Below are 22,934 nucleotides of genomic sequence, written 5' to 3'. Positions count from 1 at the left end.
AGTATGAGTATTATATGTACAACAGCACGACGTAATCTTTTCCGAAATGCCCGCAGAACAGCAATAACAACCCTTGCAATAAGTGTGGGTATGGCAGGACTGATCTTTGCCGATGCCTTTATTACTGGGATGATTGATAATATGATCCGCAACGGAACGGCAAGTTTTACCGGTGATGCCCAGATACACTCCCGTGCCTATAAGGAAGACCCCGAGGCGCATCACACGATACCTGCCTATGAAGAGCTGGCCCGGTCTCTGCGTGAGGATGACAGGATCATCGCCTCTTCACCCCGCCTTGTTTCTCCGGGCCTTGTCAGTTCTGCCCGAAATTCAACGGGGGTTGAGGTCTGGGGGGTTCATCCGGAACGGGAAAAAAATATTACGCGAATTGCCCAGCGACTGTCACCGGAAAGCACATTTCTCCCCCAAAAAAATTCCCTTGTCCTGGGAAAAAAAACAGCACAGGATCTCAACGTATCCCTGGGGGACCATCTTATTGTGAGCGTGGCAGATTCCGAAACGGGGGAGCGGCGCCAGGAATACATGCGTCTGGACGGACTATACAGTTTTGGTTCCGATGATATGGACGGATTGGTGGCACTTATACATGCTGAAACGGCACAACATATGCTGGGTCGCTCTGAGGGGGGATATACACAGGTAGCCCTTTCCCTGAAACAGTCTCCCCGGAAGGCTGCGGAGGATACCCTTCTGGGAAAGACCTACTCTTCAGAGGAGATTCTCTTTGAGACCTGGGATAAACTCATGCCGCAGCTGTACAGCCTTATGGGTATGACACAGTGGAGTATGATGATTCTCGGGGGGATTCTCTTTGTCATTGTTGCCTTTACGGTTATCAATACCCTTTTTATGTCTATTTATGAGCGGTTTTTTGAGTTTGGTGTGTTAAAATCCCTGGGAACCACACGCCCGCAGATTATCCGCATGATTATCTATGAGGCGGGATGGCTTTCTCTCCTCAGCTGTGCAGGGGGAATACTCCTTGGCGGTGCGGCTGTTTTTGTGGTAAGTCGCACGGGAATTAACTGGAATGATATAGAGTTTGGTGGAATGACTATCTATGAGCATATTTATCCTGCGGCACGTCTCTATCAATTTGTGGTATACCCCCTTATCATATCGGCCCTTACTCTTATAATAAGTATATACCCGGCCCTGTATATCGGATATATGTCTCCGTCACAGGCCATGAAAAAAAGTATCTAAGGAGAATTTTATGAATACCGTTATTACTACAAAAAATATCACAAAAACCTATGGAAAAAAAGAGGTTGCCGTCCACGCCCTGCGTGGGGTTGATCTCACCATACAAAAGGGCGAATTTACCGCCGTTGTGGGTCCCTCCGGGTCGGGAAAAACAACACTCATGAACTGTATCACCGGTATTGACAGTCCCACCTCGGGAAAGGTCTGTATTCACGGCGTGGATGTGTCGGCCATGAGCAGCCGCGAGCTCTCCCTTTTCCGTCGTGACAATATTGGCTTTGTTTTTCAGGCGTACAACCTCATCCCCGTTCTTACCGTGGCGGAAAATGTGGAGTATATTATGCTGCTTCAGGGGGTTGACAAGGCTACCAGACAGGAACGGGTGGCGCGTATCCTGGCAGAGGTTGGCCTTGCGGGGTATGAAAAACGGGTTCCCGCAAAACTTTCGGGGGGACAACAGCAGCGTGTTGCCATTGCCCGGGCCATGGCATCACGACCGCAAATTATTATTGCCGATGAACCGACGGCAAACCTTGATTCAAAGACCGGTGCCGCCCTTCTTGATATGATGCAGTCCCTCAATGCCGAGGAGGATATGACCTTTCTTTTTTCCACCCATGATCCCCGGATTATGGAACGGGCCCGCCGTACCGTGGTTATTCGAGATGGAATGATCGACTCTGACACGGAGGAGGGGGGCTCCCGTGCTGTTGGGTAGTATTATCGTATTTGTGTGTATACAGTGGCTTGGTGCCGTGGAGGTGGATTGGCATGGCTCCCTTCGTGCATGGCCCATGGGTGTTGTCCGGGATGATCAGTCATGGTCGGTTCTTCGTACGGGGATTCGTGGCGAGGGGGAGTTCTTTTTCCCCCGGGGGATACGTGGTGGAGCTGTGTATGAGTTGGCTCCCCGATTATACAGCGAAAATACACCGTCTGACCTTCGGGGATACAATGAAATCCCCCACGAGGGGTATCGGGTTGGAGATTTTTCTGCGGTCCTTCTGCCCGATTCCCCCGGAGATGATGCTGCTTCTGTCATATATCACGATCTGGATCGTCTCTATATCAGTGTCCCCGCCGGTGCGGGGCGTCTTACCCTGGGGCGGCAGTCCCTTGGATGGGGAAGCTCCTTTTTTGTAAGTCCCACGGATATTATTGCCCCCTTCACCTTTACTGCCGTAGACAGTGAATTTCGGCGGGGTGTGGATGGCCTTGTCTTTCGTTTGCCCTGGGGGGCCATGAATGAGCTTGAAGCGGGGTATGTGGGGGGAGATTCCTTTGCATGGGAAAAGAGTGCCGCCTTCATGCGGACACGGCTTGTCCATTCCACCCTGGGGGATATTTCTCCCATATGTATTGTATTTCAGGAAAATGTCCTTGCCGGGATAGACTACGAAAAAAGCATTCTCGATGCGGGATTTTCCCTGGAGATGGCCCATGTTTTTTCAATAAATTCGGAAAAAGAGGACCATGAGGATGATGACTACTTCCGTCTCACCACGGGGCTGCTGTATCGTTTTACCCCGCGGCTGACCCTGCGCGGGGAGTATCACTATAACGGTGCCTCCCTATCGGCAGAAGACTATATCACCGCGCGTACACAGGGCCAGATATATCTGAAAAACACCCACTACGGCGGTGTGCAGAAAAGCTTTGAAATTACCCCCCTTACTTTGCTGTCTACGCATGTGCTGGCAGCAGTGGAAGATCCCTCCGTATCTGTGGGTGCCATGGTGGAAACCAGTTTGCGGCGGCGGGACAATATTGTCCTTTCAGCAGCTTTTCAGGGTGGTATCGGCGGAGATTCTGCAGAGTTTTCCTCGGCTCATCGTATGGTATACGGGGGAATCCGGTGGTATTTATGAAGGGAGAGTCTTCCGCAGAAAATAGAGAGGTGATTTGGTGTCTAGGTAGATCGTATCAAACCAAATGAATCCGAGAGACTCATACATCTTCCTATTCTGTTCTGTTGCTGTTTCAACATAGAGAGGATGGGTACGGGAGTCTTCGGTCATGGGGCTAATGAGTGAGCGAGCCCACCCGTGCCGACGGTATTGGGGGAGCACGGCGATCATGAATAGGTGTGTGTATGGTCCTTCAGGGAGTCGTTTTGCCGTTTCTGTACTGGCTGTATAGGCACGGATGAACCGTTGTGGTCCAAGGTGGAGTATGAGGCGTAGGTAGGCAGGGAGTGTCTGAACAGAGAAGAGTGAGCTTGCTTCTGTATCCCAAAGAGCAACCCCCTCTCTGCCCGGTGTGACATATATATCTCCAACGCGAAAGAGTATGTCGGCAATGCAGCGCATCAGATGGTGTATGGGAAGGGACTCTTTTTTTTCTGTCATAAGAAGCCACCGGATGTAGGGGTCATGGTAAAAACAGGTGGATAGGATGTGTACAATAAGTGAAAGATCGGCACGGGTTGCTCGTTCCATGGTGGTACTCCTGAAAATAGGATATGCAGAGAGTAGATCGATGTTATATATTGTACTGTCTGATCAGAAAAAGTACAAGGAGAATACATGGCACCCTTGCCCATAATGTCCGTATCGGGAATTCGGGGACTCTACCCGGAAGTGTTGACAGAAGAGTTTGTTTCCGCCATCGCCTATATCCAGACGATGCATGCGGGGGGGGCAAAGAGAATGATTGTCGGTCGTGATACACGTCCCTCCGGTCCGGCCATAGAAAAGGCGATCTGTCGAGGGATTCGTGCTGCTGGGGGAACCCCCGTATCCATTGGTATCGCCCCAACTCCCACCACATGCTTTGCCGTTGCCCACGGTGCAGCCGATGGGGGTGTTATTATTACGGCAAGCCATAACCCTTTGCCATATAACGGATATAAAATGGTGCACCGTCATGGCCGGCTTTTTTCGGGTGCGGAGTGTGATGCTGTCTACGAGGCCTTTGAGCAAGGAGACTATCCTTCGGCTCCCGAGTTTCTTCGCTATGATGGTTCCCCCGCAGAGAAGGTGGATGCGGTTACGCCTCATATAGACGCTATTTGTGACGCCGTTGATACAGCCGCCATAGCGGCGGCAGATCTTCATGTTGCCGTGGATGCTATAAACGGTGCTGCAGGGGTGATTTTTCCTGCTCTGCTTACTCGTCTCAACGTATCCTGGGAAGGGGTGCATACCAAGTTGGATGGCGACTTTGTGCACAATCCAGAGCCACGTCCTGAGCATTTGGGAGATTTGGCGGCACTTCTCGGGTCAAAGGACGGGTTTTGTGGCGGATTTGTCTATGACCCCGATGCAGACCGGCTTGCTCTCATGGGAGAAAAGGGAGAGGCGGTCAGTGAAGAGATGACCTTGGTTCTTGCCCTTGAAAATGTTTTGGAGCGGACCCCGGGAAACATTGCTACAAATCTTTCTACTTCCATGGTAATAGATGATGTGGCAGATGCCTATGGAGTATCGGTGTACCGCACAAAAATTGGTGAAGCGAATGTTGTTGAGGCAATCCAGAGAGAGGAGTGCCGTATTGGTGGAGAGGGAAATGGAGGCGTAATTTTTCCGGAAATCAGTACAGTGCGTGATGGCTTAGGGGCAACGGCTCTCATTCTTGAACTGTTGGCAAAACGGGCAACTACGGTAATGGGGCTTACAGGAAAATGGACGGAATACCCCTTGGTGAAAGAAAAGGTTGCTGTTTCTTCTCGCAGCGAAGCAGAGGAGCTCCTTGGTGCGGCGGAGCGATATTTTGCCCAAAAGGGTGCTAAGATAGACACACAGGATGGTGTTAAAATTACCTATCCCGATGGATGGGTCCATGTGCGAGCATCAAATACAGAACCTATTTTACGGTGTTATGCCGAAGGAAAAGATTACACACGGGCTGAGCAGTATGCGCAGGAAGTGTTGCATTTTTTGAAAAAATAGGGGAGGTCCCCTGTTTTTTAATTCCAGTCTATGATATACTACGGCTGGCATGAGCGAAGGAGCTATAATGACAAAAATTAACTTTATCGACTATCAACTAAAAAAGATGTGGAAACCCATCTGGATATTTTGCGTGATGCGAGCCAAGAGGCAGAGGAGATTTTGGGAATCACCGAACGTTTTGTTGCCAATGGGTTAGATGGTATCCAGATTACCCCGAAGGCCTCTGCGGCTGATGTGGAGAAAATAAAAGGAGAAATTACCAAAATTGTCAAGCAACGTGTGCAGTCTGTGCGACATAAGACAGAGAGATATCGCAAGATGCTGGATGAGGCTGCGGTTGTCGTGGCAAAGCTTGAAGAAAAGCGTTTTCATAACCATCGAGACCAGCTTAAGGGTGAGCTGGAACATCTTGCGAGTTTTTTCACTGCCCTTGAAGCTGCTCCTGACAAAATAAAAGCAGCGGGAAAAGCAAAACTCCTTGATATCAAAAAAAATCTCCATGAGATGGAGCGGCGTAAAATGTATAGCAAAATAAAGAAAAATATCTTTAATCTGCCGTAGGAAAGGTATATTCTTCTCCTTCTTTGTAAAGGTGTTGTAATGAATACGGGCTATAAACGACTGTTCTCTTTCTTGGCGCCCCATAAACTGCTTTTCTTCGCTGTAATTAGCACAACTCTCATTTTCGTGTTTCTCGAAGGTGTAACGCTCTGGTTTGCCAGCTCTCTTCTTGATATCATTTTTTCTGAAACCATAGAGCAGGTTCCTGCGGTTGAGTTTTCTTTTCAGAATATCAATCAGTGGCTGAAATATCATACGTGGCGTGTTCTTACCATGAATGGAGCACGAACAAATGTGGAGGCTCTCCGTACAATCTGTATCATGATCCCCGTGCTCTTTGCGATGAAAAATACCGTTCTCTATATTAAATCTATTCTTATATCTTTTCTGAATCTCAGGGTGGTTGAATCTATTCGCAACCGTTTTTACGATCATCTTCTCTCGCTTCCCATGGCCTATTTTAATAGTCGTCAAAGCGGAGCAATTGTATCTACGGTGGTACGAGATATTACGGATATTCAGGAATCCTTGAAAAAGTCAATTAATCAGCTCTTGACAGAGCCCTTGAAACTTCTGCTTTTTACAACACTTCTCTTTATCATCAACCCCCTGCTCACCTTGGTTATCTTTCTTATTTATCCGGTGGTAATGCTGGTGTTATTTAAGGGCGGTGGAGCCATTCGTCGGCGTGCCCGACGCATGTTGCGCTCCTTTTCTTCTATGGTAGAAACAACCAACGAGACAATCTTTGGCATAAAGGTCGTAAAGATGTTTCGCGGAGAGGGGTATGAATCTCAAAAATTCCATGGGGCAAATGCCCGCTATACGCGGGATGCCTTTCGAGAAAGCAGCATATCTGCCGCCTTATCTCCCTTTAATGAATTTATCTCCCTGCTCATGACAAGCATTTTACTCTGGTTTGCCGGACGGGGAATTATTGACGGTTCATCGAATTTTTCCTCCGAAGACTTTCTGCGGTTTCTTCTCATTATTTTTTCTACCTTTAGCCCCATAAAGAGTCTGACAAAAATTCATGGCTACTTGCAGAAGGGTCGCTCCGCCGCTGACCGGGTTTTTGCCGTGATGGATATCCCCTCTGAGGATGATCGTGGCTGTCAGAAGATAGACACATTGCAAAATGACATTGTCTTTGATCAGGTCTCTTTTTCCTACCCCGGCTATGATGCGCAGGTTCTTCGGGATATTTCTTTTACCGTACAAAAGGGGCAGATGGTTGCCTTAGTTGGCTCAAGCGGTTCGGGTAAATCAACAATACTCGACCTGCTTCCGCTCTATTATGCAGCCACAGAGGGCGAAATACGGATAGATGGAACCCCTGTGGAAGAATACACACTGGGATCGTTGCGGAGTTTATTTGGAACGGTCTCCCAGGATCCTCTCCTATTTAATGATACGGTGGCGCGAAATGTGGCCTATGGTGCTCCTCATATTGACAGAGATCGCCTCGTACAGGTTCTTGCAGCGGCTAATGCCACAGAGTTTATAGAGGCGTTGCCCCAGGGGGAAGAGACCCATATCGGTGAAAACGGAGTAAGCCTTTCCGGAGGGCAGCGACAACGTTTGGCCATTGCCCGCGCGTTGTACCGCGATCCGTCGGTGTTGATTCTCGATGAAGCGACATCGGCCCTCGATACCGAGTCTGAGCGTCTGGTGCAGGAGGCTATTGATCGACTGATTCAAAATAGAACCACCCTGGTCGTTGCCCATCGTCTTTCTACGGTTATCGGCGCAGATGCAATCATCGTCCTTGATGCGGGGCGGATTGTGGAATCGGGCACCCATGAGGAACTGCTTCGACGCGGAGGACGATATAAGGAACTCTACGATATTCAGTTTTCCTAAGTTAGAGTAGACGTCCCCGTTGTAGGGGCGGTATTCCCTTTTTTTGCAATACCATATCCGTGAGGTAATCACCGGTGTTCCACTGAGTTTTTTGCTCCGATGGAGCTTCTGGGGGAAGAAAACATTGCTGCATCTCCACGGAGAAATCTGAGAGGGTGACTCCCACAAGACGGAATGGGGTGATACTCATCCAGTGGGTGGTAAGGAGTTGCATGAGGGGGGTGAAAATATCGTAGGTGGTACAGGCACCATCATGGCGAATGCTTTTGCGGCATCGCCGCCCCTTCCCGGTACGATACACTAAGCTGATACTGCGTCCGCGCAGATTTTTTTTCCTTGCTCTACGAGCCACTTCCTCAGAAAATCGCAGCAGTGTTTTGCGTATTTCCTCATAGTCACCGCAATCTGTTTGGAAGGTCGTTTCTCGTCCAATACTTTGTGTTTCTTCCGTGGGGGTGACGGGACGTTCGTCAATGCCACGACAGCGCCAAAACAAATCCATGCCGGCTTTTCCCAAAAGGGATACGAGCTCCCTCTGACTACATTTCTGGAGTTCTCCCACAGTGGTGATATTTTTATCAGCCAGGATACGAGCAGTTTGCCGGCCAACCCCCCAGAGTATTTCTACGGGATGCGGTGCAAGCCACGAAACTATTTCGTGCGGGGTAAAGGGCATACGGGTAATGCCACGGGGTTTTTGTTGATTTGATCCAATTTTAGCCATGAGTTTGTTTGGCCCGATACCGATGGAGCAGGTAAGTTCCAAGGTCTCTTCCATGGCCTGTGAGATGTGGCGAGCAACCTCTTCAGGAGGCCCCAAAAGTCGTTCTGTACCGCTCATGTCTAGAAACGCTTCGTCAATGGAGAGTGGCTCACAGAGCGGGGAGTATGAGCCGAGAAGCTTCATGAGTGAAGATGATACGGCGTGGTAGGCATCTTTTCGGGGCGGAACGAAAAAGGCGTGGGGGCATTTCTGAACCGCCATGTGTATGGGCATGGCAGAGTGTACCCCGTATGCTCGTGCTTCATAACTTGCCGCGCAGACCACTCCGCGGGATCCTGGGGCTGCTCCGACAATGACGGGCGCACCGCGATAGCGTGGTGTATCGCGTTGCTCTATGGCTGCAAAGAAGGCATCCATATCAACATGGAAAATAACCCGTTCCATCTTAGATATGCCGTGTGAGGTCCTTGTTATAACGATAGAGGATAACCGTATGACCAATGATGCCGACCACTTCAGCATTGAGCCGCTGCGCTAATTGTGCAGGATCATTTTTCTTGTCGAAATCAGCGGTTTCAAGAAATTTTATTTTGATTAATTCCCGTGCGGTAAGAGCCTCTTCAACAGCAGCTGTTAGGGCTTCACTCATGCCTTCTTTACCCACGCGTCCAACGGGCTTTATACTATGAGCAAGCCCTTTCAATCTTTTGATTTCCTTCTTTTCCAGTGCCATTATTATAGCCTCCTTGAGCGGTAGTACAATATGTATATTCTATCCCAAATAGGAGAAAATATGGAAGAATATATATCCAAAGACGAGATTGAGAAAGTCCTCCACCGTATAAATGACCTGAAACGGCTTTTAGAGATTGATACGAAGTGTGATGTGGTAGCACAACTTACTACGGAGTCGCAGGATCCTGCCTTTTGGAATGATACCGAACGGGCCCAGGGAGTTCTTCAGAAAATGAAGGGCTTAAAAGATGTGGTCGAGGCATGGGAAAAGGCGGCCGCTGAGGGAGATGATATTTCAGAACTCTATGATATGACAGTAATAGAAGAGCCGGAGGCACTCTCTGAGCTTACCCCGGCATACGCGTCTTTACTCCGGGATATCCAAAATCTTGAATTTTTTCTAAAAATGAGTGGCGAGGATGATAACTCTAATGCCATACTTACCATACATAGCGGTGCTGGTGGAACAGAGTCGTGTGATTGGGCGGGAATGCTCCACCGTATGTATGAACGATGGTTTGAGAAGAAAGGGTTTTCCGTAGAGATGGTAGAGTATCAGGCGGGTGATGGTGCGGGAATAAAATCAGTTACCCTTGAGGTTCGTGGAGAGTATGCCTATGGGCATCTGAAGGCAGAAAACGGGGTGCACCGGCTGGTACGTATTTCTCCCTTTGACTCTAATGCACGGCGGCACACATCCTTTGCGTCTGTGTATTCCTATCCGGTAATAGAAGGAGATATAGACCTTGATATCAATAAGGGCGATTTACGTATTGATACGTATCGTGCCAGTGGTGCCGGCGGGCAGCATGTGAACAAAACCGATTCAGCGGTGCGTATTACCCATACGGAAACCGGCATAGTGGTGCAGTGTCAAAGTCAGCGGTCACAGATAAAAAACCGTGAGACCGCCATGAAAATGCTGAAGGCTCGTTTGCGTCATCACTATAAAGAGCTTGAAAAAGCTGAACTTCAGGATAAAATGTGCGAAAAGAAAAAAATTGAATGGGGGAGTCAGATTCGATCATACGTTATGCACCCCTACAACATGGTGAAGGATCACCGGACAAGTTATGAAACCTCTAACGTTGAAGCTGTTCTCGACGGGAGCATTGACGATTTTATAGAAAAATATCTTTTGGAATGTAGTTAGTATGGAACATGGGGAGTATCAGGCCATAATTGATGAGCTGCAGCATGAAAACGCACGACTGCAACAAGATCTTATGGCAAGTACAATTATTACACGTTTTACTGAGCTCTTATACGGCGTAACCACCATCGATGAGGTGCTTGGTATTCTCCTGTATTCTATTAGTGATGTTGTGTCCCTGGATAAAATTGCCTATTTTGCCTTAGACGCACAGCGATATGGTCTTCGCCTTGATCGATCCATGGGGTTCTCTCCCCAGGAGGAGCACGCCCTGTCTCGCGTATTTTTCTCCATAGAAGAGTGTGATTCGGACCTGCGAAAATCCCTTTTTGAAGGAACTCCGCTGCATGTAGAGCAGGTGCAGGAGGAGGATAACGTTCTGGCACGTGTTTTTCACGCCAATTCCTTCCTTGTTTTTCCCTTGTTACGGGATCTTTCTCAAAAAGATCAGCTGAAAGCCCGTCTTACCGCGTGTTCATCCCAAATGGAGCGAGAACGATGTGAGCGGCGACTTTTACAACGGGGCACTGTGCCAACTCTTGGTTTTTTCTGGCTTGATACGTCCGGTGCAGAGGGAGAACATCTCGATCAAGACATTGCCAACCTTTCTGTATATGTGCAGACCGCCAGTATTATCATAGACAATATCCTTATGATTAATCAACTGCGGGATATAAATCGGCGAAACAAGGAGGAACAGGAGCAGGCCCGTCGGGTGCAACAGGCGTTATTGCCTTCGAACGTTCCCTGTGAAGAGGGTTTTCAGGCTGCTGCTCGCTATATTCCGCAAGAGGAAATCGGGGGCGACTATTACGATATCTTTGAGGTTGCCCCAGGAGTATACGATGTGATTATCGCGGATGTTTCCGGCCATGGCACATCTTCCGCTCTTGTTATGGGTATGGTAAAGGTTCTGCTTCGTCAATATGCAGACCCGAATCTCGGCCCCGCAGAGGTCTTTCGGCGTATTAATAATGTATTGGTGTCACACGTGCCGTCAGGCAAGTTTGTTACCGCCTTCTATGGACGAATCTATGTTCACACCCGTGAAATTGTATTTACCTCCGCTGGACACTGCCCTGTGTATTTGCTTGATACACGGAGAAATACTGTGTCTGAACTTTCTTCCTGCGGAACCTTTCTGGGAATGTTCCCCGATCTCGGTATACGCGATGTATCTCTTTCCTACGCCTATGGAGAGAGTCGCCTTTTCCTCTATACGGATGGTATGAGCGAGGCTTTTAACCGCGAGAAAATCCCCTTTGGTATCGAACGCATTGTGAGTACCTTAAAAAAATATCGTCATGAAGCACCGGGCGATTCCCTTGAACATATGCTCAAGGAGATGGAGCTCTTTGTTGGTGCTGTTCCCCTTACGGATGATGTAACTCTTTGTATGATTGATCTTTAAAAAGGACCTGCCATGTCGTCTCCTGAATTTCCCAAACCACGGATTGTTGTCAGCAAGTGTCTCGGTTTTGCTGCGTGTCGCTATAATGGTGAAAACCTTCATGATAAGATTGTTTCTGCCTTGGCCCCCTATGTCGAATATCTCCCTGTATGCCCTGAGGTTGAAGCAGGATATGGGATTCCCCGTGACCCCATACGAATTGTAGAGGAGGAGGGGCGGCGATTTCTGTTTCAGCCGGCGGTTGAAAAAGATGTTACGCAGGCCATGGACAAATTTCTATCCACGTACTTTTCAGATCCTCCTGAAGCGGAGGGGTTTCTCTTAAAAAATCGGTCTCCCTCCTGTGGGTTTCAGGATGTCAAGGTCTATCAGGGGAGATCACGGGGTGCATCGACTCGTCGTGGTCCCGGTTTCTTCGGTGGGGCTGTGCTGAATACCTATGAGAACTGTGCCGTAGAAGATGAGGGAAGATTAAAAAACTTTACTATCCGTGAACATTTCTTTACTCAGATATTTGCCTATGCAGGCCTCCGAGTGGTGCAGCAGAAGAAAACTATGCGAGCTCTCTCGGATTTTCATGCGTCCCAGAAATATCTGCTCATGGCGTGCGATCAAAAGCGCCTTCGTCTGTTGGGAAAACTCGTGGCAAACCACGAAAACCGTCCCATACAGGAGGTGTTTTCTCTGTATGAGCAGTCCTTTTTGCCTGCTTTGAAAAAGATACCAACCCCTGGACAGTGGATAAATGTAATTGAACATGCCATGGGGGGATTTTCAAAAAAATTGACAGAGCAGGAGCGACACTATTTTGTTCGTACCATTGAGGAGTATCGCGATGAGCGGATTCCCCTCAGCGTGCTTCTTCATTTAGTTGAGTCGGCGGCCATTCGTTTTGAGCAAACCTATTTGCTGGAGCAGTCTTTCTTACATCCCTACCCACCGCAGCTGGTTGAAATTACGGATTCCGGTAAGGGGCGTTCACGATAAGGAGAAAACGAGACAACGGAGTTTCTTTGAGAAAGCACTCTTGTAGTAGGATAGAAGCCCCTGAGAGAGAAAAAAATAAAGAAAAATGTATATTTTTGTTTACAAAGGAAAAAAATTTATATATTGTATCCGAGTGGGAAACTCCCCCCACTCTATGTGAATGTGTGTGATGATGAGATATCAACCGACCGCAACGGTTGGTTGAGGAAGAGGCGGCTATATGCCGCCTCTTTTCGTATATGGGGCGAGTTTTGATCTTCCGAAATATCTCCTGAGCCTGTGCATAACATATTTTACCCTATGATTTGAATTCAGTCGGGGGCACTGTGGAACTCTTTATTTCTCTTCGATATCTGCGAGGCCGGAAGATGGGGTTTATTACCCTCATCACCAATATCTCCATTCTTGGAGTACTCCTTGGCACCATGGTACTTATTGTTGCCCTTTCCATATCAAATGGATTTCAAACGGAAGTACGTGATCAGATAACCGGTGCTCTTCCGCATGGACAGCTTCGTCGCTACTTTTATCGCCCCCTTGAAAATTATGACTCCCTTGCTGCCTTAGTGCAGGAGCATCCTTCTGTGGTTGCGGTATCCCCCTCCATTGAAGCAAAATCGGTTATTGAGTATACGAATCCGGTGCATGATGTTCCTCCCATACAGGATGGAGTAAAGGTTTTTGGTGTTGTGGATAGTTTAGAGTCACGTATTACCACGGTGGCACAACAGATGGTGCGGGGAGAGTGGGGCCTTGATAGTGCCTATTCGCAACGGGATCGGAAGAATCCTGCTATTATTATCGGAGAAGAATTGGCTCGCGGTTTTGGGGTGGATGTGGGCAGTGAGGTGGTTCTCATGAGTACTGCCGGCGAAGGCGACTTGACCACCATGACACCTCGAATGAGTCGGTTTACCGTGGCGGGTATTTTTAAAACAGGCATGTATGAATATGACCGCCTTTTTACCTATATCAACTTAGATGAAGCCCAACGTTTATACAATGTCGCAGGGGTTCAGTTTCTGAATTTTCGATGTGAAGATATTTTTACGGCGGCCGCTGTAGCTAAAGAGCTTAATGAGGTTGTGGGACATGAATTTAAACGAACGGATTGGGAAAGCAGGAACCAGTCTCTTTTTCAGTGGATGGAAGTGGAAAAACGGGTGATTCTTATTGTTATCTCCTTGATTATGTTGGTTGCCGCCTTTAATATTGCCTCGTCCCTTGTTATGATGGTTATGGAAAAACGCCGTGAAATCGGGATTTTGCGCAGCATTGGGGCTCGACGCAGTTCCATCGTGAAAATATTTCTTCTTCATGGAGGAATTATTGGCTTGATTGGATCTTTGGGAGGAACCATTGCAGGTATCACCCTGTGTGTGGTACAAGACACCTATCAGCTGATTGACATTCCCGGTGATGTGTATTTTATTAGCTCCCTTCCAGTGCTGCTTATGCCTCGTGATGTCATTTCCGTATTTGTTGCTGCAAATATTCTGTGCCTGCTTGCAGCTCTCTATCCGGCGTGGCGGGCCTCAAAACTTATTCCGGCAGAAGCCGTAAGGATTGATTAAATGATTGTCCTGCGAAATATTCATAAAACCTTCTCAGACACCACTGCTCCGGTACATGTATTACGGGGGATCTCTCTTTCCATAGGTGCAGGGGATATGGTGGCTGTCATGGGGGCGTCCGGTTCAGGAAAAACAACGCTTATGCAGATTATGGGTGGGCTGGATATTCCCTCATCAGGCGAGGTATCTATCGGCGGCCACCGCATTGACCTCTTGCAGGAGCATGAGATTACGCGGGTGCGAAATCGGGAAATTGGCTTTGTTTTTCAGTTTCATCATTTACTCAATGATTTTACTGCCTGTGAAAACATCTTTCTTCCGGGATTGATTGCACACACGCCGCTGAAGAAGGCACGGCGCCGTGCCAAAGAGCTTCTAAAAACTCTTGGAGTGGTTGGGCGTGATAACCACTACCCATCGGAATTGTCCGGCGGAGAGAAGCAGCGTATCGCCCTGGGTCGTGCGCTCTTCAATGAGCCAACGGTTGTTATTGCCGATGAGCCTACGGGCAATCTGGATCGAGAGAATACCGAAAAATTTCTTCACCTGCTCCGTGAGTTAAACAAAAATACCGGTCAAACCGTTGTTATCGCCACGCATGATTATGAAGTAGCCCGTGCTATGGACTATTGTCTGGTCTTGCAAAACGGCATATTGGAAAAAAAGGATGTACCCTATGAAAATGTGTGAGTCGTGCGGGGAGAACCCCGCCACAATTATGCTTACGCAAGTGGAAGGACGCGATACGCACAGTCGGCATATCTGCACGGAGTGTGCAGAGAAGATGGGTATTAACGTGCCCGACCCTTTGCGTGAAGAGCTTGATTCCTTTGAGGAGTATGAAGAGTTTGATGAGGAGCAAGAAGAATTTTCCTCTGTCGACGAGCAGGAGGTTGATGAGTTTGTCCCTCCTGAGAAACGTTGTTACCGCTGTGGAAAAAAAGAGAGCGCCTTTCAGAAAGATCTTCAAGCAGGATGCCGTAGTTGTTATGACACCTTTGATGGTGTTGTCCGTGAGAAATTACGGGCAAACCGGCGGAGTAGATATTATCACGGGAAACCCTATCACTACGCGAAAACAAAGGGGTTTCACTCTGAGATAGAGTATTTGCGCTATGAGCTTGATCGGGCCGTTAAAAAACAGAAATATGAGCTTGCCGCAGTATTGCGCGACAAAATACATAGAATGGAGACTGGTTTATAAATGAATATGGAAGCTCTTGTACGGGAAAAACCCCTCTGGTTACGCAAAACGGATGCGTCTGCCCTATTGGCAGTGCGGTTGAAATTGTCACGAAATCTTGAGAAATATCCCTTTCCTTCCCAAGCCTCTCTCATGGAGAAAAGCATGGTGTTTCAGGAAGTTACAACGGCATCGCAACGGCTCTCCCCGCAGTACGAGGTGTTGAATATTAGCTCTTTGCACGATGTTGAGAAGACTCTTCTTTTTGAACGCGACTACATCTCCCTGGCGGTGACAAAGGAGGATGGTGATCGCGGGGTGGCCTTACACCAGTCAGAGCCGATAATGACCGTGAACGGAGAAAATCATCTTGCCCTGTTTGCCGATGTGTCTCCCGCCTGTATGGCAGAGGGGTGGAAGCGGGTGAATGATGCGGATACCGTATTAGGTGAATATCTTCCCTATGCCTACACTGATAAAAATGGGTTTCTTCTCTCGCGGGTGAAAGATTGCGGTACGGGGCTCTCCGTGGAAGGAACCATGCATTTGCCAGCCCTTGTTCTCACGGATACAATTACCGATGTATTGAGCGGTATCAGTCAGTTGGGCTGTGCTGCAGAGGGGAAGTTTCGCGCGGGGTCGGATGCGTGGGGTGCTCTTTTTACAGTAACTGCAGGAGCCTATGCGGGTGACACGGAGGAAGAGATTATGGCGCAAGCGGAGGACGTCTTTGCCTCCGTGGCTGAAAAGGAGAAAGAGGCGCGGAGGATTCTTATGGAAGAAGCTCCGCTTGAATTGGAAGATAAGGTCTTTCGCTCCCTGGGATATTTAAAATATGCCCGACTTCTCTCCATTTCACAAATGCTCAATCTGACGTCCAATATTCGTCTCGGCATAGCGTGTGGCATCGTTGATTTTTGCTCTGTGGACACCATAAACAGTATTACCGCAGAGCTTATGCAGAGCAGCATTGCTCTCTCTTCAGAGATAGACAGCCCCACGTCGGATACTCTGGATCGTCTTCGTGCAGATCGGGCCCGACGTTTTCTGGAGTTGGAACATGGGCTCTCTTAGGTGGCTTGTTGTCACCTTTCTCTGTGTTACGGGGTGTGCCTATTATAGTTTTCACGGCACCTCCATTCCACCCCATATTCGACGGGTGGAAATCCCCCTTGCCGATGATGCGGCTTTGGTATACGGTCTCGATGAAGAGCTGACCGACAGCCTTCGTGCTCTCTTTGGGCGACGTGGCCTTTCTGTGGTTGGTTCTGATGGAGATGCTCATTTGCAGGCAACCATTCGTCAGTATCGAGAAGAGGCGGAAGAGTATCGCGGGGCGCGGCACGACACGGAAATTTCCTCCTACTCCATTTATGTACAGGTGGAGGTCCTGTTTATTGATGCGGTAGAGCGGGATACTCTCTTTTCAGGCATGCTTCATGAACGCGGCGTGTATGATGCGCACAGTGAGAGTGAACAAATTGGGCGGAGCAGGGCTGTAGAACTAATAAGTCAAAATATCTTAGATGCATCTTTTCCCGGATGGTAGTATGAATATCTCTTTTACGAAAATGAGCGGTTTAGGTAATACCTTTCTTCTTATTGATGATGATGACACGAAAATAAAATCCTTTGTCCCCGCCCTATGCGACCCTGACTTTGGCGTTGGTGCCGATGGAGTAATTTTTCTCCTTCCCCCTGAGGGGGCGGGAGACTTCCGCATGCGTATATATAATAGTGACGGGAGTGAAGCTGAAATGTGCGGTAACGGCATTCGCTGTTTTGCAGCCTTTGTGCAGGAAAAGCGCGGGTGGACTCAAGCGAGTATGGCCGTTGAGACTGCAGCCGGTATAAAGGAAGTCACTGCTGATCCGAAGGGGTTTCGGGTTGATATGGGGGTTCCCATTCTTACTACGGAGAATATCCCCCTTGTCTGGGAGAGTGATACCTGTGTGAACGCCCCTTTATCTCTGGGCGATCGGACATACACCATGACGGCTGTGTCCATGGGAAACCCCCATGTTGTACTACATGTTCCCCAGATAACCACGAAGATGGTACAGGAGGATGGCCCTCGTATTGAGCAGATGGATATCTTTCCCCATAAAGCCAATGTTGAGTTTATTCGATGTATTTCTCCTACTGAGGTTGAGATGCGTGTGTGGGAACGCGGTTGCGGTGAAACCATGGCGTGCGGAACGGGAGCATGCGCCGCGGTGGTTGCCGGGGTTTTGACCAATCGTCATGGTACAAGTGTAACGGTTCATCTTGCGGGGGGGGATTTACACATTCAGTGGGGCGGAGCGGTGGACGATTCTGTGTATATGACAGGTCCGGCAAAGAAAATCTTTGATGGCTCTCTTTTTCTTGATGATCTAAAAAAGACTGGCACAATGTAGAATTGCGTAGTATACTACTCATAACTTAAACACAATCATGGTGATATATGGAATATCGCGAGCTTACTTCAGGGGAAATCGAGGCGCTTGAAAAAAATGGCTGTTCAGCGGAGGATTGGAGTTGCGTTCATGTTCAACCGCCCTTTGATCAGAGCCGTGTGCGAAACACTCGTTTTTCCGGCGAAGTACGCTTGGGGTGTTTTCGGCGCAGTTTTACGAATGCTGCAGGAATAAAAACCCCTTCCGGGGTATATGATGTTCGTATTCACAACTGTGAAATTGGCAGTGACACCCTTATTCATCGGGTTCATAACTATATTGCAAATTACACCATTGGCAATAATGTTCTTATTGAAAATGTCGATGCCCTCTATGTAAAAGGAGAGAGCACCTTCGGCAATGGTGTTTCCGTACGGGTTCTCAATGAAAAAGGGGGGCGTGCCGTCCCCATGTTTGATTCTCTCAGTGCGCAATTTGCCTACTTCTATGTGTTTTATCGCCATCGACCTCGTATGATGGAAAAGCTTCGTTGCTTTGCACAGCACTGTATTGATAAAAAACGGGGAACACGAGGGTGGGTAGGAGATTATACACGCATTGTGAGCTCCAGAAACATTGTGAATGTTGCTATTGGAGAAAATGCCCGTATTACTGGGGCAGAACGCCTGCGAAATGGTTCCATAAATAGTACCATGGAGGGTGCTGTGCGTATTGGCACGGGGGTTATTGCGGATAATTTCATTATTAATGAAAATGCTGTGTTACTCGATGCCTCTATTGTGTCAAACTGCTTCATTGGCGAAGGAGCCGAGTTGGCAAAACAGTATTCGGCGGAGCACTCCCTCTTTTTTGCGAATTTTATTGGGCATCATGGAGAAGCCTTTGCGGTATTTGCAGCTCCTTTCACGGCAACCCATCACCGTTCGACCCTCCTTATTTCAGCGTATCTTTCTTTTATGAATGCGGGAAGTGGTTCAAATCAGAGTAATCATGCCTATAAGTTAGGTCCCATACATCAAGGGGTTATGGGACGGGGGTCAAAAACGGCCAGTGATTCCTATATCTTATGGCCAGCGCGGGTAGGCGATTTTACCCTCCTTATGGGGCGGCACACCTCTCATTGTGATACAAAGGATTTACCCTACTCCTATCTTCTCGAAGGAAAAAATTCCCTGTCAATCTTAGTGCCTGGGGTAAACCTGAAATCTGTGGGAACAATTCGTGATGCCGATAAATGGCCCACTCGGGACGGACGAACCGGTCATTGCCGAGATCTTATTAATTTTGATTTGCTGACCCCAAACAGTGTCGATGCCATTATACGTGGCCGTGATATTTTACTTCGGCTTCATGAAGAAAAGGGGTTTAACCGCGAATTTTGCCAATATAAAGGGGTTGACATCCCGCTCTATTCCCTCGAAAAGGGGCTCGTTTATTACAGTATGGGCATTAAGAAGTATTGCGGTAATGTCTTTTGTAACCGCTTGCAATGGAGAACCTTTTCCACTGTGGAGGAGTTGCGCACAGTCCTTTCCCCTTCCTCGGAAACAGGAATGGGGGAGTGGGTTGATGTGGCTGGATGTATTGTGCCCAAGGTGTGTGTGGAGGCCCTTTTAGAAGAGGTTGAACGGGGAGAGGTTGATACTCCTGATGCACTTCTTGAGCGCATGGCTGTATTCCATGATTCCTATCATGAATATGCCTGGAACTGGGTCTGTGCCCGAGTGAAGACCTTTTGTGGTCAGTATCCCCATGAGATGCCTGTGGAAAAGTTACAAAAGTACCTTGCGGAGTGGCTTGAGATAACCATGCGTTTGGACGACTACTTTATTGAAGATGCATCAAAGGAGTTTGATTCACGTTCCATGGTGGGCTTTGGTATCGACGGTGATGGCGAATGCTGCAACAGCGATTTCAATGCCGTTCGGGGGTGTTTTGAAACCAACTCCTTTGTGAGCCGTATTAATGCGCATAAACAGAGTAAGAAACAGCTGTATGATTTTATTGATGCCAAACTTGCCTCTGTGCAATAACTAGTGCGGGAGTGTTCTCCCGCACGTTTGTTAAGCCGGCGGTAGAGAGTGTTCGTTTTGAACAATCTGCTCAAGGCGTTGCCGACTGCGTATGCAGTGGCACTCTCCACGTTCCGTAAGAAGATATTCACTAATTTGCTCGTGAGAGTTGTAGTTAAAGGGCGTCATGCTTGAGCAATACGCCCCTACTCCTCCCACGATACAGGTGTCGCCAACCCGCGGACGAATCATACTGCGCGGCACAATGGCATGGTCGTCCTGTAGTGTGTAGGAATCTCCACTTTCGCAACAGCGCCCCACGACAATAAGATCTTCACGTTCCTCACAGTGTTGATCAGTATGGAACTCATCAAAGCGAACAGTGCCATGTTCGTCAAGGATGTAGAAGGGGTGCTGTGCTCCATAGAGGAGCGGGCGGAGATTTACCTCCATACCTCCATCGAGAAGAATAAAGGTGAACCCCTGATCCCCGGTTTGCTTGATATCTGCTACACGGGTCACAAGATACCCACTATTGGCCACAAGAAAATTTCCCGGTTCTACCTCTGTAGTAAGCTTTCTGCCTGTCTTCTCGTAAAATTCTTCTACCTTCTTTTTGGCAGTCTGGCCGAGTTTGTACACATCTGCTGCTGTTTCATGAGGCATGCGAGCCTCTTTAAATCCGCCACCGAAGTTTACCCGTGTTGCCTGGGGAAAATAGGTTTCCACAAAGCCAAGTTCACGATCGATATTTTCTTCCCACACGGCAGGATCACCGCCGGAACCGATATGGACATGGACTTGATCAAAGACAACACCCAATTCATGGGCGCGTGACAGCAGCGCCGGGAGATCACTGAGATGCACCCCAAAGCAGGAGTATTTATCTCCTGTATTACGTGTGACAGATTCTCCTGAACCGACACCGGGGTGGACGCGTATGGAAAAGCGGCGCTTTTCCGGTGCAAGGCGCACAGCAATATTTTCGAGTTGGGTCTGAGAGCAAATATTGTAGCGCAAGCCTTGTTCAATAGAGGTTACGAGCGTATCAAGATCTTCTCCAAAAGGAGCTTCCTGGGTGGTAAGGAGCATGTTCTCAAGAGGGATGCCAGCCATTTCTGCACGACGTACTTCATTAAAGGAGCTGGCGTCAATGCCCACGCCCGCAGCATGGATTTCTTGCAGAATAGCCCGAGTTGAGTTTGCCTTCATGGCGTAGCGGGGAAATACACCAAAGGCGTTGGGCATCTCCTGAAGCAGGCGGCATCGTTTCCGAATAAGTCCTTGATCGTACAGGTAGAATGGGGTTTTCCCACGACGGAGACAATTTTGCACCGCTTCTACGGGGAGCCTATTTGGGCCAATTGTGGTAGTTTTCACAGCTCCTCCCTAGAGAAATTCTGCGAGAAGTTCGTCGTGGCTTTTTGGGGAAAAATAGGCTGGAGGAATATCAACAATCGTATACGCACCAAATTTTTCCTCTTCCCGCAGGCGATGCGCGGCTCGTGCGTGGGCCACGAGAATATTTGCCGTGGCAGCGGGGTTGCTGTCCCACGTATTGTGATATTCAATTGTACCGCGATTCGTGCCGCCCAGAGATCCCGAACCGATAACCATTCCTCCATGGGGAAACCCTGCGTGGTTTTCTTTGAGCTCTTCGGCAGATATAAAGTGGACTTCTGTTTTGTATGGCGCAAAATAGGCCGGCATGGTTGTAATCTCTTTTTCAATCTTTTCTGCATCTGCACCATCTTCTAATACAACGTAGCATTCCCGCCAATGCATTTCTTCCGGTTTTAGATCAGGGTTTTCTCCACGGCGTACCCGCTCAATGGCTTCAGGGATCGCATGGGTATATTGTCGTGCATCGGCTACTCCTTCTATGGTGCGGAGTGCATCAGAGTGCCCCATGCTGAGTCCGCCCTTTTCCGAGACACCGTAAAATCCGTATGTTTTTGTTCCGGGAAGAAAGGCGTTGCCTAAGACTCGTTCTAAGGAAAAGGTTCCTGGATCCCATCCGGTAGAAATAACAGAAACAGTTTTGTTATCCCGGGCAATCGGGTTCATTTTATTAAAATACTCAGGGATACAGCTGTGGTTGTCATAGCTGTCCACAGTACTTATGTGAGCGGCGAAATGGGGCCCCTGTACGGGAAGGTCGTTTTTTGATCCTCCACAGAGTATTGCCACGGAGCATTTCTGTAAGGCCTGCAAATCGTCCACAGAATATACGGGCACATCCTGAACATCCTGTTTTACCCGCTCAGGAGATCGGGAGAATATCCCCATAAGTTCCATATCAGGGTTCTGTTTGAGGGCGGTCTGTACGCCGCGTCCAACATTTCCGTAACCGATAATCGCTACTGCAATTTTTTGAGACATGGTCTAATCCTTTTGTATAGTACATTTTCGATTTATTTTGCCGTGTAAAATACGTTTTGAGCAGTAAAACCAAAAGGTATGGGGGTATTTTTTCCTTCAAGGTTTGGCACGGAGTGGTTTTCCGGTGTTTTTATAAAAAAAATTGCTTTTCATTGATGGATTGATCTATTTTCAAGCGGAAAATCATGGATATAAGGAGATAATAATGTTTTCAATCGTGGAACAGGCCGGTTTCCAGTATAAGGTAACTGAGGGTGATGTCCTTGAAGTTCCGCTTATTGATGCAAAAGAGGGTGACGAGATTGTTCTTGACCGCGTACTGCTTTTAAGTGATGGAGCAGATACAAAGGTCGGTTCTCCCACTGTTGACGGTGCAGAAGTAAAAGCGGAAGTAGTAGAGCACGGTAAGGGTGCAAAGGTTCTTGTAATCAAGCGGAAACGTCGGAAGGATTACAAGAGAAAGAATGGGCATAGACAAGCCTATACGAAAATTAAGATTACCTCTATAAACAGCTAAATTCGGAGAGTATAATGGCACATAAAAAAGGTCAGGGTAGTTCCAGTAATGGACGCGATAGTAATCCGAAGATGCTCGGTGTAAAAGCCTACGGTGGACAGCTTGTTACTGCGGGCAGCATCATTGTTCGTCAAAAAGGTACCAAAATTCATCCTGGGCAAAATGTCGGTATTGGAAGTGACAATACTCTTTTTGCTAAAGCTGAAGGTACTGTTGAGTTCCGAACCCGCAAAAACAAGCGGAAGTTCGTTAGTATTATTCCCGCGTAAGGGAACTATGAAAATCGATTGTGTAAAGTCCCGACAAGTGT

The 22,934-nt window shown here is 48.2% G+C and carries 23 protein-coding genes; 18 read left to right on the top strand and 5 right to left on the bottom strand.

Features of this window, described 5'->3' with window-relative positions; translation table 11 throughout:
- Nucleotides 1–3 precede the first annotated feature (3 nt).
- The 3 genes from CALK_RS03490 to CALK_RS03480 are packed head-to-tail and all read left to right on the top strand — an operon-like array spanning nt 4 to nt 3,098.
- Complete coding sequence (locus CALK_RS03490; protein WP_022636271.1) at nt 4–1,230, top strand: ABC transporter permease; 1,227 nt, start codon at nt 4–6, stop codon at nt 1,228–1,230.
- A 10-nt stretch (nt 1,231–1,240) separates the two neighbouring features.
- On the top strand, nt 1,241–1,948 hold the full coding sequence (locus tag CALK_RS03485) for an ABC transporter ATP-binding protein (RefSeq protein ID WP_022636270.1): 708 nt from the start codon (nt 1,241–1,243) through the stop codon (nt 1,946–1,948).
- The gene (locus tag CALK_RS03480; RefSeq protein ID WP_022636269.1) at nt 1,935–3,098 is read left to right on the top strand and encodes a hypothetical protein; all 1,164 of its coding nucleotides are present in this window, start codon (nt 1,935–1,937) and stop codon (nt 3,096–3,098) included. The genes CALK_RS03485 and CALK_RS03480 overlap by 14 nt, the downstream gene beginning before the upstream one ends.
- On the opposite strand, the gene CALK_RS03475 is transcribed toward CALK_RS03480, so the two are convergent.
- Nucleotides 3,093–3,668 (bottom strand): GNAT family N-acetyltransferase, encoded by a 576-nt coding sequence (locus CALK_RS03475; RefSeq protein ID WP_022636268.1) that lies wholly within the window; start codon nt 3,666–3,668, stop codon nt 3,093–3,095. The two genes, CALK_RS03480 and CALK_RS03475, sit on opposite strands and share 6 nt — an antisense overlap.
- An 87-nt stretch (nt 3,669–3,755) precedes the next feature.
- On the opposite strand from CALK_RS03475, the gene CALK_RS03470 reads away from it, so the two are divergent.
- From CALK_RS03470 to CALK_RS03460, 3 genes are all read left to right on the top strand, one after another.
- A complete protein-coding gene (locus CALK_RS03470; RefSeq protein ID WP_022636267.1) occupies nt 3,756–5,120 on the top strand; it encodes a phosphoglucosamine mutase in 1,365 nt (454 codons plus the stop codon).
- Between the two features lie 108 nt (nt 5,121–5,228).
- Nucleotides 5,229–5,684 (top strand): hypothetical protein, encoded by a 456-nt coding sequence (locus CALK_RS03465; RefSeq protein WP_022636266.1) that lies wholly within the window; start codon nt 5,229–5,231, stop codon nt 5,682–5,684.
- A 39-nt stretch (nt 5,685–5,723) separates the two neighbouring features.
- Nucleotides 5,724–7,547, top strand: a complete 1,824-nt coding sequence (locus tag CALK_RS03460; protein ID WP_022636265.1) for an ABC transporter ATP-binding protein — start codon at nt 5,724–5,726, stop codon at nt 7,545–7,547.
- A gap of 1 nt (nt 7,548) precedes the next feature.
- On the opposite strand, the gene dinB is transcribed toward CALK_RS03460, so the two are convergent.
- Nucleotides 7,549–8,715: a DNA polymerase IV gene (gene dinB, locus CALK_RS03455; protein WP_022636264.1), complete on the bottom strand. Its 1,167-nt coding sequence runs from the start codon at nt 8,713–8,715 to the stop codon at nt 7,549–7,551.
- Nucleotide 8,716: 1 nt separating this feature from the next.
- Complete coding sequence (locus CALK_RS03450) at nt 8,717–9,004, bottom strand: YhbY family RNA-binding protein (protein WP_022636263.1); 288 nt, start codon at nt 9,002–9,004, stop codon at nt 8,717–8,719.
- A 60-nt stretch (nt 9,005–9,064) separates the two neighbouring features.
- Between CALK_RS03450 and prfB the strand changes: the two genes are divergently transcribed.
- From prfB to CALK_RS03400, 10 genes are all read left to right on the top strand, one after another.
- Nucleotides 9,065–10,159 carry a peptide chain release factor 2 gene (prfB, locus tag CALK_RS03445; protein WP_022636262.1) on the top strand — a complete coding sequence of 365 codons (1,095 nt, stop codon included), beginning with the start codon at nt 9,065–9,067 and terminating at the stop codon, nt 10,157–10,159.
- A gap of 1 nt (nt 10,160) precedes the next feature.
- Complete coding sequence (locus CALK_RS03440; RefSeq protein ID WP_022636261.1) at nt 10,161–11,570, top strand: PP2C family protein-serine/threonine phosphatase; 1,410 nt, start codon at nt 10,161–10,163, stop codon at nt 11,568–11,570.
- 12 nt (nt 11,571–11,582) lie between these two features.
- Entirely contained in the window at nt 11,583–12,557 is a 975-nt protein-coding gene (locus CALK_RS03435; RefSeq protein ID WP_022636260.1) for a YbgA family protein, read from the top strand.
- Between the two features lie 326 nt (nt 12,558–12,883).
- Nucleotides 12,884–14,131, top strand: a complete 1,248-nt coding sequence (locus CALK_RS03430) for an ABC transporter permease (protein WP_022636259.1) — start codon at nt 12,884–12,886, stop codon at nt 14,129–14,131.
- Nucleotides 14,132–14,821 (top strand): ABC transporter ATP-binding protein, encoded by a 690-nt coding sequence (locus CALK_RS03425; protein WP_022636258.1) that lies wholly within the window; start codon nt 14,132–14,134, stop codon nt 14,819–14,821. It abuts the gene before it with no gap.
- Complete coding sequence (locus CALK_RS03420) at nt 14,808–15,335, top strand: UvrB/UvrC motif-containing protein (RefSeq protein WP_022636257.1); 528 nt, start codon at nt 14,808–14,810, stop codon at nt 15,333–15,335. The genes CALK_RS03425 and CALK_RS03420 overlap by 14 nt, the downstream gene beginning before the upstream one ends.
- Nucleotides 15,336–16,388, top strand: coding sequence for an ATP--guanido phosphotransferase (locus CALK_RS03415; protein ID WP_022636256.1), 1,053 nt, complete (start codon nt 15,336–15,338; stop codon nt 16,386–16,388). It abuts the gene before it with no gap.
- Nucleotides 16,375–16,863 (top strand): LPS assembly lipoprotein LptE, encoded by a 489-nt coding sequence (gene lptE, locus CALK_RS03410; protein ID WP_022636255.1) that lies wholly within the window; start codon nt 16,375–16,377, stop codon nt 16,861–16,863. Before CALK_RS03415 ends, lptE begins: the two co-directional genes overlap by 14 nt.
- A gap of 1 nt (nt 16,864) precedes the next feature.
- Nucleotides 16,865–17,713 (top strand): diaminopimelate epimerase, encoded by an 849-nt coding sequence (gene dapF, locus CALK_RS03405; protein ID WP_022636254.1) that lies wholly within the window; start codon nt 16,865–16,867, stop codon nt 17,711–17,713.
- 47 nt (nt 17,714–17,760) lie between these two features.
- Entirely contained in the window at nt 17,761–19,746 is a 1,986-nt protein-coding gene (locus tag CALK_RS03400) for a DUF4954 family protein (RefSeq protein ID WP_022636253.1), read from the top strand.
- 30 nt (nt 19,747–19,776) lie between these two features.
- On the opposite strand, the gene CALK_RS03395 is transcribed toward CALK_RS03400, so the two are convergent.
- On the bottom strand, nt 19,777–21,105 hold the full coding sequence (locus tag CALK_RS03395) for a diaminopimelate decarboxylase (RefSeq protein WP_022636252.1): 1,329 nt from the start codon (nt 21,103–21,105) through the stop codon (nt 19,777–19,779).
- Between the two features lie 9 nt (nt 21,106–21,114).
- Nucleotides 21,115–22,107 carry a diaminopimelate dehydrogenase gene (locus CALK_RS03390; RefSeq protein ID WP_022636251.1) on the bottom strand — a complete coding sequence of 331 codons (993 nt, stop codon included), beginning with the start codon at nt 22,105–22,107 and terminating at the stop codon, nt 21,115–21,117.
- 205 nt (nt 22,108–22,312) lie between these two features.
- Here CALK_RS03390 and rplU point away from each other — a divergent pair, with 205 nt between their 5' ends.
- Nucleotides 22,313–22,624, top strand: a complete 312-nt coding sequence (gene rplU / locus CALK_RS03385; protein ID WP_022636250.1) for a 50S ribosomal protein L21 — start codon at nt 22,313–22,315, stop codon at nt 22,622–22,624.
- 14 nt (nt 22,625–22,638) lie between these two features.
- Nucleotides 22,639–22,893: a 50S ribosomal protein L27 gene (rpmA, locus tag CALK_RS03380; RefSeq protein WP_022636249.1), complete on the top strand. Its 255-nt coding sequence runs from the start codon at nt 22,639–22,641 to the stop codon at nt 22,891–22,893.
- The last annotated feature ends 41 nt before the right edge of the window (nt 22,894–22,934 follow it).

Origin of the sequence: Chitinivibrio alkaliphilus ACht1, assembly GCF_000474745.1 — a bacterium.
In the GTDB taxonomy this organism is placed as follows: domain Bacteria; phylum Fibrobacterota; class Chitinivibrionia; order Chitinivibrionales; family Chitinivibrionaceae; genus Chitinivibrio; species Chitinivibrio alkaliphilus.
This window is presented reverse-complemented; position numbering and strand designations above follow the sequence as displayed.